Annotated in this window: 11 protein-coding genes; 7 read left to right on the top strand and 4 right to left on the bottom strand. The window is 53.5% G+C overall.

Going from position 1 to position 12,674, the window contains the following annotated elements; genetic code table 11:
• Position 1: 1 nt before the first annotated feature.
• Positions 2-934 (top strand): homoserine kinase, encoded by a 933-nt coding sequence (gene thrB / locus QNN86_RS13560; RefSeq protein WP_181618594.1) that lies wholly within the window; start codon positions 2-4, stop codon positions 932-934.
• Positions 935-2,221: a threonine synthase gene (gene thrC, locus QNN86_RS13555; RefSeq protein ID WP_181618595.1), complete on the top strand. Its 1,287-nt coding sequence runs from the start codon at positions 935-937 to the stop codon at positions 2,219-2,221.
• Between the two features lie 102 nt (positions 2,222-2,323).
• Here thrC and yaaA read toward each other — a convergent pair whose 3' ends face one another.
• On the bottom strand, positions 2,324-3,097 hold the full coding sequence (yaaA, locus tag QNN86_RS13550; protein WP_182270463.1) for a peroxide stress protein YaaA: 774 nt from the start codon (positions 3,095-3,097) through the stop codon (positions 2,324-2,326).
• A 77-nt stretch (positions 3,098-3,174) separates the two neighbouring features.
• On the bottom strand, positions 3,175-4,605 hold the full coding sequence (locus tag QNN86_RS13545; protein WP_182270462.1) for an amino acid carrier protein: 1,431 nt from the start codon (positions 4,603-4,605) through the stop codon (positions 3,175-3,177).
• A 274-nt stretch (positions 4,606-4,879) separates the two neighbouring features.
• Between QNN86_RS13545 and tal the strand changes: the two genes are divergently transcribed.
• From tal to QNN86_RS13530, 3 genes are all read left to right on the top strand, one after another.
• Positions 4,880-5,833, top strand: a complete 954-nt coding sequence (tal, locus tag QNN86_RS13540) for a transaldolase (protein WP_414211247.1) — start codon at positions 4,880-4,882, stop codon at positions 5,831-5,833.
• Between the two features lie 110 nt (positions 5,834-5,943).
• On the top strand, positions 5,944-6,531 hold the full coding sequence (mog, locus tag QNN86_RS13535) for a molybdopterin adenylyltransferase (protein ID WP_181618598.1): 588 nt from the start codon (positions 5,944-5,946) through the stop codon (positions 6,529-6,531).
• 124 nt (positions 6,532-6,655) lie between these two features.
• Complete coding sequence (locus tag QNN86_RS13530) at positions 6,656-7,963, top strand: MFS transporter (protein ID WP_181618599.1); 1,308 nt, start codon at positions 6,656-6,658, stop codon at positions 7,961-7,963.
• 35 nt (positions 7,964-7,998) lie between these two features.
• Here the strand turns inward: QNN86_RS13530 and satP are convergent, their stop codons facing one another.
• Both satP and QNN86_RS13520 read right to left on the bottom strand, forming a co-directional pair.
• Positions 7,999-8,565, bottom strand: coding sequence for an acetate uptake transporter (satP, locus tag QNN86_RS13525; protein WP_096758375.1), 567 nt, complete (start codon positions 8,563-8,565; stop codon positions 7,999-8,001).
• A 171-nt stretch (positions 8,566-8,736) separates the two neighbouring features.
• Positions 8,737-9,141, bottom strand: a complete 405-nt coding sequence (locus QNN86_RS13520; RefSeq protein WP_181618600.1) for a DUF2541 family protein — start codon at positions 9,139-9,141, stop codon at positions 8,737-8,739.
• Positions 9,142-9,525: 384 nt separating this feature from the next.
• On the opposite strand from QNN86_RS13520, the gene dnaK reads away from it, so the two are divergent.
• Both dnaK and dnaJ read left to right on the top strand, forming a co-directional pair.
• A complete protein-coding gene (gene dnaK, locus QNN86_RS13515) occupies positions 9,526-11,442 on the top strand; it encodes a molecular chaperone DnaK (protein WP_096758373.1) in 1,917 nt (638 codons plus the stop codon).
• Between the two features lie 86 nt (positions 11,443-11,528).
• On the top strand, positions 11,529-12,662 hold the full coding sequence (gene dnaJ, locus QNN86_RS13510) for a molecular chaperone DnaJ (protein ID WP_115259505.1): 1,134 nt from the start codon (positions 11,529-11,531) through the stop codon (positions 12,660-12,662).
• Positions 12,663-12,674 lie beyond the last annotated feature (12 nt).

Raw genomic sequence — 12,674 nt, 5'->3', positions numbered from 1 at the left:
CATGGTGAGAGTTTATGCCCCGGCTTCCAGTGCCAATATGAGCGTCGGGTTTGATGTGCTCGGGGCGGCGGTCACGCCGGTGGATGGTTCTTTGTTAGGCGATGTTGTCTCTGTGGAGGCAGCCGATAGCTTTAGTCTCAACAATCTGGGGCGCTTTGCCAGCAAACTGCCGTCAGAGCCGCGGGAAAATATCGTCTACCAGTGCTGGGAGCGATTTTGTCAGGAGCTGGGGAAAGCCGTTCCGGTGACGATGACGCTGGAAAAAAATATGCCGATTGGCTCCGGCTTAGGCTCCAGCGCCTGTTCTGTTGTGGCTGCGCTGGTGGCGATGAACGAGCATTGCGGTAAACCACTCAACGACACCCGCCTGTTGGCGATCATGGGTGAGCTGGAAGGGCGTATCTCCGGCAGCGTTCACTACGATAACGTAGCACCGTGCTTTTTGGGCGGTATGCAGTTGATGATTGAGGAAAACGGTATTATCAGCCAACAGGTGCCAGGCTTTGATGAGTGGTTGTGGGTGCTGGCCTATCCGGGAATTAAGGTTTCCACGGCTGAAGCGCGGGCAATTTTACCAGCGCAGTACCGTCGCCAGGACTGCATCGCCCACGGGCGGCATCTGGCGGGCTTCATTCATGCCTGCTATTCCCGTCAGCCTGGGTTAGCTGCAAAGCTGATGAAAGATGTGATTGCCGAGCCATATCGCACCCGCTTGCTGCCCGGCTTCAGCCAGGCGCGTCAGGCGGTGGCGGAAATCGGCGCGGTGGCCAGCGGCATCTCCGGCTCTGGGCCGACGCTGTTTGCCCTGTGCGATAAACCGGATACGGCGCAGCGGGTTGCAGACTGGCTGGGTAAAAATTACCTGCAAAATCAGGAAGGCTTTGTTCATATTTGCCGGCTGGACACGGCGGGCGCACGGGTACTGGGAAAATAAATGAAACTCTACAATCTAAAAGATCATAACGAGCAGGTCAGTTTCGCGCAGGCGGTTACCCAAGGGCTGGGTAGAAAGCAGGGGTTATTTTTTCCGCACGATCTGCCGGAATTTAACCTGACTGAAATCGATGAAATGCTGAAGTTGGATTTTGTCAGCCGTAGCGCAAAGATCCTGTCCGCCTTTATTGGCGATGAAATTGCGCATGATGTCCTCGCAGATCGCGTGCGCGCGGCGTTTGCATTCCCTGCGCCGGTTGCTCAGGTGACGGCTGATGTCGGTTGTCTGGAGCTGTTCCACGGCCCGACGCTGGCCTTTAAAGACTTTGGCGGGCGCTTTATGGCGCAGATGCTGACGCACATCAGCGGCGATAAGCCGGTGACCATCCTGACGGCCACGTCCGGCGATACCGGGGCGGCGGTCGCACATGCCTTTTATGGCCTGAAAAATGTGCGTGTGGTGATCCTCTATCCGAACGGTAAAATCAGCCCGTTACAGGAAAAACTGTTCTGTACGCTGGGCGGAAACATTGAGACTGTCGCCATTGATGGCGATTTTGATGCCTGCCAGGCGCTGGTGAAACAGGCGTTTGATGATGAAGAACTGAAGATAGCACTGGGATTAAACTCAGCTAACTCGATCAACATCAGCCGGTTACTGGCGCAAATCTGCTATTACTTTGAGGCCGTGGCGCAACTGCCTCAGGAAGCGCGCAATCAGCTGGTGGTTTCTGTGCCGAGCGGCAACTTTGGCGATCTGACTGCCGGGCTGCTGGCGAAATCACTCGGCCTGCCGGTGAAGCGTTTTATTGCCGCGACCAACGTCAACGATACGGTTCCGCGTTTTCTTGAAGAAGGCGAGTGGGCACCGAAAGCCACCCAGGCGACCTTATCGAATGCCATGGATGTCAGCCAGCCGAACAACTGGCCGCGGGTGGAAGAGTTGTTCCGTCGTAAAATCTGGCGTCTGAACGAGCTGGGCTATGCAGCCGTTGATGATGCGACCACTGAGGAAACGATGCGTGAGCTGCAGGCGATTGGCTACACCTCTGAGCCGCACGCAGCGGTAGCGTACCGTGCGCTGCGTGATCAACTGAATCCGGGCGAATATGGCCTGTTCCTTGGGACCGCGCACCCGGCGAAGTTTAAAGAAAGCGTGGAACAGATCCTGGATGTGACGCTGGATCTGCCAAAAGAGCTGGCGGAGCGTGCGGACTTGCCATTGCTGTCACACCATCTGCCGGCTGATTTTGCCGCACTGCGTCAGTTGATGATGACCCGCGGGTAATTGTTGTGCCGGATGGTGACGCTAGCGCGTCTTATCCGGCCTACGGGCATTCGTTTTGTGTCGTAGGCCGGATAAGGCGTTAGCCGCCATCCGGCATGTACATTAGTGCTCGTGACGTTTAAACACCAGTTCGCCTTTACCGGAAGCTTCTTCATCAAAGAAATAGCCCTCGCTGTTAAAGGCGGTCAGCTGTTCTGGCTTGGTTAAGCGGTTTTCAATGATATAGCGACTCATCAGGCCGCGTGCCTTTTTGGCATAGAAACTGATCACTTTGAATTTGCCGTTTTTCTCGTCGAGGAAGACCGGTTTAATCAGCTCCGCATTCAGTTTTTTCGGTTTCACCGATTTAAAATACTCATCCGAGGCGAGGTTAATCACCACGTTGTCGCCTTGTGCTTCCAGCGCTTCGTTCAGCTTGTCAGTGATAATATCTCCCCAGAACTGGTAGAGATCTTTGCCTTTGGTGTTGGCAAGGCGAATGCCCATCTCGAGGCGGTAAGGCTGCATCAGATCCAGCGGGCGCAGCACGCCGTACAACCCGGACAACATGCGCAAATGCCGTTGGGCGAAATCAAAATCGGCCTCGCTGAAGGTCTCTGCCTGCAGCCCGGTGTAGACGTCGCCTTTAAACGCCAGAATGGCCTGACGCGCATTGTCGGGCGTGAAGTCAGGCTGCCAGTCGTGGAAACGGGTGGCGTTCAGGTCCGCCAGCTTGTCGCTTATCCCCATCAGCTTACCTATTTGCGGTGCAGACAGCTGACGCGCTTCGTGGATAAGCTGCTGGGAATGGTCCAGCAGCTCGGGCAGCGTATGGCGCGTGGTGGCCAGTGGACTTTGGTAGTCGAGCGTTTTTGCAGGTGAAATCAGAATCAGCATATCCAGTCCTTGCGGGAGATTTACTGCGACTGTAGCAAAAAAAACGACAGAATTGATCGATGGTTGCGATTGCCGCGCTAGCTGCGCGGCGGTTCATCCCAGGCATCGGGTGCAAGCTGTTGTCTAATATCAGGATAACGGCGTGGATCAAATTCCGGTTGCACGCCAAGTTTACGCTGACGCAGGTAGTCGCTGGCAAGAGTATGCACAACCGGGGAAAGCAGCAAAATCGCCGTCAGATTCGTGATGGCCATGCAGGCCATAATAATGTCGGCGAGCTGCCACACCAGCGGAAAGTGGAGTAGTGTTCCGCCGATCACGGTGCAGACGGTGGTAATACGCAAAATCCAGATGACGCGAATGGTGTCCAGTTTCAGAAAGATCAGATTATTTTCTGCATAAATGTAGTTAGCGACAATAGAGCTGAAGGCGAACAGAACCACAATCAGCGCAACGAACCCGGCACCCCATTCCCCCGTGAGCGTTACCATGGCCTTCTGGACCAGTTGAATACCTTCCATTGGAACGTACGTGGTACCATTGCCTGCCAGTAGAATAATCATTGCGCTGGCTGTACAGATAACCAACGTATCGCCCAGCACGCCAATCATCTGCACAATGCCTTGTGCGGCGGGATGCGGAGGCCATGACGCGGCCGCGGCCGCGGCGTTAGGCGTTGAACCCAGGCCCGCTTCATTAGAAAACATACCGCGTTGAAAGCCGCTGGCAATGGCCTGGCTTAGCGTATAACCGGCGGCGCCGGCGGCGGCTTCCTGCCAGCCAAACGCGCTTTTCACAATGGTGACGATGACCTCAGGGATCTGTCCGATATGCCACAGGCAGATGACGATGCTGCAGCCGACCCACAGCAGGGCCATTAAGGGCACGATCCATTGCATCAGGCGGGCAACGCCTTTAATACCGCCGACGATGACGAGCAAAGACAGCACTGCCAGCGAGATCCCGGATACGAGGGGCGGGATGTCGAAAGCAAACTCCAGCGCACGCGACACCGAGTTCGCCTGGACGCTGTTAAAAACTAAGCCATAGGCAATGAGTAAAAAGATGGCGAACAGCACGCCCATCCAGCGCATGCCCAGCCCGCGCGCCATATACCACGCTGGGCCGCCGCGAAACTGGCCTTTACTGTCGCGTTCTTTATACAGTTGGGCGAGTGAGCATTCGGCAAATGAAGTTGCCATGCCGATCACCGCCGAGACCCACATCCAGAAGACGGCACCCGCCCCCCCAGCCGCGATAGCCAGGGCAACGCCTGCCAGGTTTCCGCTGCCGATACGGGCGGCGAGGCTGGTACACAGAGCCTGAAATGAGGTTAAACCCCCAGGTTGTGGGTTGATGCTATTTTTAAGACTTTTGCCAAACTGGCGAACGTAGCGGAACTGGACGAAACCGGTACGGTAAGTGAACCAAAATCCTGCGCCCAGCAGGAGATAGATCATCACCGAGCCCCACAGTATTTCATTAATAAATGCGAAAAAATCAGGCATTAACATCCCTCTTGTTGATGCCGGCACGCGCTAATATCCTGATGTAAGCGCTACCAATTATCGAACAGTATAAACCTTGTAATGAGATTGATAGCGGGAGTTTACCATAACATCAGGTCGACTCTTTAATTGCGCACTATAGGCTATGAGATGCGTAATCAGGGCTGAACGGCAGGTGAGGCACTCCCGGCGGTTGCGCTGAGAGTGCGTCGTGCTATCATCAGGAAAGATCGGTTACATCCCCCTAACACGCTGTTTAAAGAGAAACGCTATCATGACGGACAAATTGACCTCCCTTCGTCAGTTCACCACTGTAGTGGCCGACACCGGAGACATCGCGGCAATGAAGCTGTATCAGCCTCAGGATGCCACAACTAACCCTTCTCTCATTCTTAACGCAGCGCAGATCCCGGAATACCGCAAGCTGATTGATGACGCTGTGGCCTGGGCTAAGCAGCAGAGCAACGACCGCGCGCAGCAGGTCGTCGACGCGACGGACAAACTGGCGGTAAATATCGGCCTGGAGATCCTGAAATTGGTCCCTGGTCGTATCTCTACTGAAGTTGACGCGCGCCTGTCCTACGACACCGAAGCGTCTATCGCGAAAGCGAAACGTCTGATCAAAATGTACAACGATGCTGGCATCAGCAACGATCGCATTCTGATCAAACTGGCTTCTACCTGGCAGGGTATCCGTGCCGCGGAGCAGCTGGAAAAAGAAGGCATCAACTGTAACCTGACTCTGCTGTTCTCCTTCGCGCAGGCGCGTGCATGTGCAGAAGCAGGCGTGTACCTGATTTCTCCGTTCGTTGGCCGTATTCTGGACTGGTACAAATCCAACACCGATAAGAAAGAGTACGCACCGGCAGAAGATCCGGGTGTGGTTTCCGTCACGGAAATCTATGAGTACTACAAACAGCACGGTTACGAAACCGTGGTGATGGGCGCGAGCTTCCGTAACATCGGCGAAATCATTGAGCTGGCGGGCTGCGATCGTCTGACGATTGCCCCGGCACTGCTGAAAGAGCTGGCGGAAAGCGAAGGCGCGCTCGAACGTAAACTGTCCTTCTCTGGCGAAGTGAAAGCGCGTCCTGCACGTATCACTGAAGCTGAGTTCCTGTGGCAGCACAACCAGGATCCGATGGCTGTAGACAAACTGGCGGACGGTATCCGTAAGTTTGCTGTAGACCAGGGCAAACTGGAAAAAATGATCGGCGATCTGCTGTAATCATTTGCGCGTGGCCCTGACGGGGGTCACGCTACCTCTTCTGAAATCTGTCTGTCCTTCCCTTCGCAGTGTATCATTCTGTTTAACGAGACTGTTTAAACGGAATAATCATGAATACTTTACGCATTGGCTTAGTTTCTATTTCTGACCGTGCCTCCAGCGGTGTTTATCAGGATAAGGGTATCCCCGCGCTTGAAGCGTGGCTGGCGTCCGCCCTGACAACCCCTTTTGAACTGCAAACCCGGCTGATCCCGGATGAGCAGGCGATCATCGAACAAACGTTGTGCGAACTGGTTGATGAAATGGGCTGTCACCTCGTGCTGACCACCGGCGGCACCGGCCCGGCGCGTCGTGATGTAACCCCAGATGCTACGCTGGCGGTAGCCGACAGGCAGATGCCCGGCTTTGGTGAACAAATGCGCCAGATTAGCCTGCACTTTGTGCCGACGGCGATACTCTCCCGTCAGGTTGGGGTTATTCGCAAGCAGGCACTGATCCTCAACCTGCCTGGCCAACCGAAATCGATCAAAGAAACGCTGGAAGGGGTGAAAGACGCCGACGGTAACGTTATTGTGGCGGGTATTTTTGCAAGTGTACCATATTGTATACAGTTGCTGGATGGGCCGTATGTGGAAACCGCCCCGGAAGTGGTAGCATCTTTTCGGCCTAAAAGCGCGATACGCGATACAAACGCCTGAAAGTAGCCTTTTCGTGACATAAAGCGCAATGCCGGTGGAGTATTGAATTGTTTACGATATAGTAATTTTTGATTTACACGTATCGCTAAACACCTTCAATCACTCCACTGACGCATGGTTTGCTATGTCACAACATTCTCGACCGCTGAATCGCCAGGATTATAAAACCCTTTCGCTCGCTGCTCTCGGTGGGGCGCTCGAGTTTTATGATTTTATTATCTTTGTCTTCTTTGCCGCCGTTGTGGGTGAGCTGTTCTTCCCCGCGGACATTCCCGAATGGCTACGTCAGGTGCAAACCTTCGGTATTTTTGCCGCGGGCTATCTGGCGCGCCCGTTAGGCGGCATCATCATGGCGCATTTTGGCGATCTGGTCGGGCGCAAAAAAATGTTCACTCTGAGCATTTTACTGATGGCGATACCGACGCTGGCGATAGGTCTGCTGCCGACGTATGCCTCGATGGGGATTCTGGCCCCTCTGCTACTGTTGCTGATGCGTATTTTGCAAGGTGCCGCCATTGGTGGCGAAGTGCCGGGAGCGTGGGTGTTTGTTGCCGAACATGTGCCTGAGCGACGCATCGGCATTGCCTGTGGAACGCTGACCGCCGGGTTAACGGTGGGGATCCTTCTGGGATCTGTGGTGGCCACGTTGGTGAATACCAGCCTGACGCAGCAGGCGGTGCATGAGTACGGCTGGCGTATCCCTTTCCTGCTGGGGGGCGCGTTTGGGCTGGTGGCAATGTATCTGCGCCGTTGGCTGCAGGAGACACCGATTTTTCTCGAGATGCAGCAGCGCAAAGCGTTGGCGCAAGAACTGCCGGTGAAGTCGGTCGTCAGCAAGCATAAAAAAGCGGTGGCGGTGTCGATGCTACTGACCTGGCTGCTCTCGGCTGGGATTGTGGTGGTGATCCTGATGTCGCCCGTCTGGCTGCAAAAACAGTATGGTTTTGCACCTGCGCTGACGTTACAGGCCAACAGCGTGGCCACCATTATGCTGTGCATCGGGTGCCTGCTGGCGGGATTCGTGGTCGACAGAGTGGGTGCCAGCAAAACCTTTATTGTCGGTAGCCTGCTGCTGGCCTGTTCCAGCTGGTTTTTCTATCACCTGACCGGCAGTCATCCTGAGCACCTGTTCCTGTTGTACGGTCTGGTTGGGCTGTGCGTTGGCGTGGTTGGCGCGGTGCCTTACGTGATGGTACGGGCGTTCCCGGCGGAAGTCCGTTTTACCGGAATCTCTTTTTCCTATAACGTCTCGTATGCCATTTTCGGTGGTTTGACGCCAATCGCGGTCACGATGTTGATGAGTGTGTCGCCGATGGCTCCGGCCTGGTATGTGCTGGCGCTTTCGCTGGTGGGTTTAGGACTGGGGATTTGGCTACGACAGGATATTTATCATTGTGATACAGACGCTGAGGGAGAATTACAGCGTCTGTAAGGATTATCCCCCCTTGCGGGGGGATACAGACAGAATTAGTGCATTTCACCAATTGGCAGGATGGTGCGGCCAAACTGTTCGTTCAGCACTTCACCCATCGCCAGGTAAATGGCGCTTGCGCCACACACTAAGCCAATCCAGCCAGCAACATGAATAATCGCTTCGTTACCCGCAATATTGCCCACAGCCAGCAGGGCGAACAGCACGGTCAGGCTCAGGAAGACAAACTGCAGCGCGCGGTTTGCTTTCAGCGTGCCGAAGAACATGAACAGGGTGAACACGCCCCACAGTCCCAGATACACGCCGAGGAACTGCACGTTCGGTGCTTCTGTCAGGCCCATTTTCGGCATTAACAGGATCGCGACCAGCGTCAGCCAGAACGAGCCGTAGGAGGTGAAGGCGGTTAAGCCGAAGGTATTGCCTTTTTTGTACTCCAGCAGGCCGGCAAAAATTTGCGCGATACCGCCGTAGAACAGTCCCATCGCCAGGATAATACCGTCAAGGGCGAAGAAACCCGCATTATGCAGGTTAAGCAAAATGGTGGTCATGCCGAAGCCCATCAGGCCCAGCGGTGCCGGATTAGCCAACTTAGTGTTGCCCATAATTCCTCAAAATCATCATTGATTGAATGGTGAAATAATTTCCCCGAAAAACGATCATGGACTTCGGGGCGCGGCATAATAATCAGGGGAGAGGGGGCTGTCTATGATCTGATGAGGGGAAAATGAATTTTTTTCCCCAGTAATGAATATCATGGTCGAGAGGTCAGGGGGTTAGTCATCACCAATGACTTTTAAGGTCGCCATGTCGGAGGAGTTTACGGACTGGCCAGAGAAGGTGATTTTAGACACACAGCGTTTGTTGTCGTTGTCGCTATTGATGTCAATCCAGTTGGTGGTTTTCCCCTCTTTGATGGAGGAAGGAACATTCAGGCTCTGGCTGGACATACGCGCGGCTTTAAAATAAACGGAAGCGCCATTTAGCGTAATATCGCCACGGTCTGCCTCCAGTTGAATACGCTTCACTACGCGACAAACAGGGATTCTTAGCGTGAGATCGTTAGTTGCATTTCTGGGCATGGCAATCATCCCCAGAACTTTATGATCGTTAGCCTGTGCAGCGCTGCACAGCAGCAGGCCTGTCAACAGGCTGGCAGAAAGGGTAAACAGGGATTTCATGAAATTTCTCTTCGACGGGTTCAAAAGTGAGTGACCAGTGACCATAATACCGCCGTTGGAAAAACGGTTCATGCAGGTAATCTTTTCTTTTTATTACAATTTTCAAGTGAATGACTGGTATTTTTAATATTGGTTTTATGAATTATTTTGGGGTGGTGACTATTTACTTTCCTGTTTTTCTGCCCGTTATCTCTCATTTTATTGCGATCGGGCTAAAAAAAATTTGCATGCCCCCCTTGATGACGTGGGTTACGACCCCATCTTGTAGACAACCGCAGTGGTGAGTCTGAAAAAAAACGATTCAGGGTAGTTGAAACCGCACGTTTCGCCCTTATTACAGATTCACAACCACCTGATGACAGAATTTTTAGTGGAGACGTTTAGATGGGTAAAATTATTGGTATCGACCTGGGTACTACCAACTCTTGTGTAGCGATTATGGATGGCACTACTGCACGTGTGCTGGAGAACGCCGAGGGCGATCGCACCACGCCTTCTATCATTGCTTATACCCAGGATGGTGAAACTCTGGTTGGTCAGCCGGCTAAACGTCAGGCAGTGACAAACCCGCAAAACACCCTGTTTGCGATTAAACGCCTGATTGGCCGCCGCTTCCAGGACGAAGAGGTACAGCGTGATGAAGCCATCATGCCGTACAAAATCATCGGTGCTGACAACGGTGATGCATGGATTGACGTAAAAGGTCAGAAACTGGCACCGCCGCAGATCTCTGCTGAAGTGCTGAAAAAAATGAAGAAAACGGCTGAAGATTACCTGGGCGAACCGGTAACTGAAGCGGTTATCACCGTACCTGCATACTTCAACGATGCTCAGCGTCAGGCAACGAAAGACGCCGGCCGTATCGCAGGTCTGGAAGTCAAACGTATCATCAACGAACCGACCGCTGCCGCACTGGCTTACGGTCTGGACAAAGAAGTCGGCAACCGTACTATCGCGGTCTACGACCTCGGTGGTGGTACTTTCGATATCTCTATTATCGAAATCGACGAAGTTGACGGTGAAAAAACCTTCGAAGTTCTGGCAACCAACGGTGATACCCACCTCGGTGGTGAAGACTTCGATAGCCGCATGATCAACTATCTCGTTGATGAATTTAAGAAAGATCAGGGCATTGACCTGCGTAACGACCCGCTGGCAATGCAGCGCCTGAAAGAAGCCGCAGAGAAAGCGAAAATTGAGCTGTCTTCTGCGCAGCAGACCGACGTTAACCTGCCGTACATCACTGCAGATGCGTCTGGTCCGAAACACATGAACATCAAAGTGACTCGTGCGAAACTGGAAAGCCTGGTGGAAGACCTGGTTAACCGTTCTATCGAGCCGCTGAAAGTTGCTCTGCAGGATGCGGGTCTGTCTGTTTCTGACGTTCAGGACGTTATCCTGGTCGGTGGTCAGACTCGTATGCCGATGGTACAGAAGAAAGTTGCTGAGTTCTTCGGTAAAGAACCGCGTAAAGACGTTAACCCGGACGAAGCTGTAGCAATCGGTGCTGCTGTTCAGGGTGGTGTATTGACCGGTGATGTTAAAGACGTACTGCTGCTGGACGTTACCCCGCTGTCTCTGGGTATCGAAACCATGGGCGGCGTGATGACTCCGCTGATCGCGAAAAATACCACTATCCCGACCAAGCACAGCCAGGTGTTCTCTACCGCTGAAGACAACCAGTCTGCGGTAACCATCCATGTGCTGCAGGGTGAACGTAAACGTGCCGCTGATAACAAAGATCTGGGTCAGTTTAACCTGGATGGTATCAGCCCGGCACCGCGCGGTATGCCGCAGATCGAAGTGACCTTCGATATCGATGCTGACGGTATCCTGCACGTTTCTGCGAAAGATAAAAACAGCGGTAAAGAGCAGAAGATCACCATCAAGGCGTCTTCTGGTCTGAACGAAGAAGAAATTCAGAAAATGGTTCGCGAAGCAGAAGCGAACGCAGAATCTGACCGTAAGTTTGAAGAGCTGGTCCAGACCCGTAACCAGGGTGACCATCTGCTGCACAGCACTCGCAAGCAGGTTGAAGAAGCAGGCGATAAACTGCCGGCTGACGACAAAACTGCTATCGAGTCCGCTCTGACTGCGCTGGAAACGTCTTTGAAAGGCGAAGACAAAGCAGATATCGAAGCGAAAATGCAGGCGCTGGCACAGGTTTCCCAGAAACTGATGGAAATCGCTCAGCAGCAGCATGCACAGCAGCAGGCGGGTTCAGCTGATGCTTCCGCGAACAATGCGAAAGATGACGATGTTGTCGACGCTGAGTTTGAAGAAGTGAAAGACAAAAAATAATCGCCCTTTGAACGGGTAAAACACTGGCACGGGCGAAGAGGTTTCCTCTCCGCCCGTGCACGCATGTTAGGGGCAGATAAAAAGAGATGGCTAAGCAAGACTATTACGAGATTTTGGGCGTTTCCAAAACAGCGGAAGAGCGTGAAATCAAAAAGGCCTATAAGCGCCTGGCCATGAAATTTCACCCGGACCGTAACCAGGGTGATAAAGAGGCCGAAGCCAAATTCAAAGAGATCAAAGAAGCTTACGAGATCCTGACCGACGCGCAAAAACGCGCGGCTTACGATCAGTACGGTCATGCTGCGTTTGAGCAAGGCGGTATGGGCGGCGGTGGCGGTTTCGGCGGCGGTGCTGACTTCAGCGATATCTTTGGTGACGTGTTTGGCGATATCTTTGGCGGTGGTCGTGGCCGTCAGCGCGCCTCACGTGGTGCGGATTTACGTTACAACATGGATCTCACTCTGGAAGAAGCCGTGCGTGGCGTCACCAAAGAGATCCGTATTCCTACGCTGGAAGAGTGTGACGTTTGCCACGGCAGCGGCGCGAAATCCGGGACTCAGCCGCAGACCTGTCCGACCTGTCACGGTTCCGGTCAGGTGCAGATGCGTCAGGGTTTCTTTGCCGTACAACAGACCTGTCCACACTGTCAGGGCCGTGGTACGCTGATTAAAGATCCGTGCAACAAATGTCACGGGCATGGCCGCGTAGAGAAGAGCAAAACACTGTCCGTTAAAATCCCGGCAGGGGTTGATACCGGTGACCGTATTCGTTTGTCGGGTGAAGGCGAAGCGGGTGAGCATGGCGCACCGTCAGGCGATTTGTACGTTCAGGTGCAGGTGAAACAGCACCCGATTTTCGAACGTGAAGGAAATAACCTGTACTGTGAAGTGCCGATCAACTTTGCGATGGCTGCGCTGGGCGGCGAGATTGAAGTCCCGACGCTGGACGGTCGCGTGAAGTTAAAAGTCCCTGGCGAAACGCAAACCGGTAAACTTTTCCGTATGCGTGGCAAAGGCGTTAAGTCGGTACGCGGTGGCGCCCAGGGCGATCTGCTGTGTCGCGTGGTGGTTGAAACTCCGGTTGGTTTGAACGACAAGCAGAAACAGTTGCTGAAAGATCTGCAGGACAGTTTTGGTGGCCCAACGGGGGAACAAAACAGCCCGCGTTCTAAAAGCTTCTTCGACGGCGTGAAGAAATTCTTTGACGATCTGACGCGCTAATTCACCGCCTTA

The sequence above is a fragment of the Citrobacter sp. C348 genome, assembly GCF_047467975.1.
GTDB lineage: Bacteria > Pseudomonadota > Gammaproteobacteria > Enterobacterales > Enterobacteriaceae > Citrobacter > Citrobacter gillenii.
This window is presented reverse-complemented; position numbering and strand designations above follow the sequence as displayed.